This is a genomic window from Pseudomonas sp. KB_15, from assembly GCF_052114525.1.
GTDB lineage: Bacteria > Pseudomonadota > Gammaproteobacteria > Pseudomonadales > Pseudomonadaceae > Aquipseudomonas.
In genome coordinates this window covers 1-489 of the sequence record NZ_JBFREX010000181.1, presented here as the reverse complement: position 1 = coordinate 489, position 489 = coordinate 1, and the positions used below count along the sequence as shown (strand labels likewise).

1 protein-coding gene is annotated in these 489 nt (G+C 61.3%); it reads right to left on the bottom strand.

Going from position 1 to position 489, the window contains the following annotated elements:
- Positions 1-302: 302 nt before the first annotated feature.
- Positions 303-489: hypothetical protein (locus AB4Z35_RS30345; protein WP_442101207.1), on the bottom strand; the 187-nt coding region annotated here is incomplete at its 5' end.

Genomic DNA, 489 nt, shown 5'->3' with positions numbered 1-489 from the left:
ACGAAGGGCCGGAGCTTTTGGACCCGCGGTGCCCATAGGGCCATGTCAAAGTCGGCTGGCGCCCAGGCTGCGATTTGCTCGGGGGAATAGTCCCTGGCGGCGATTTCGTGGATGGCGGTGAAGAACACGCGGAACAACGCTGGTTCATCGCCTGGTTGGAAGCTTCGGAGGTTCACGGGGGTCTTCGCAAGGCGACGTTGGAAAGCACCAGTCTGTCACACGTGAGCCGCGAGGCGGCGTGGATTGCTGTGGCGTACGGCGTGTGGATCGCGTCCCGATAAGAGCGATTCGCGTGCGCTGTCTTACCGCATCATGCGTACCCGCCTTTCCGCAAGGTCATAGGGTCCCCGCTTGAAATTGCATACATTGCCAGCCGTTTCTGAGATGACATCCAGGGCCCGCGAGAAACCGGATTGCCGATACACGGCCGAGTAGATGAGGGGAGGCGGCATTGGATCGGTCCGGACTACGCGCAGCAGGCCGTCATTG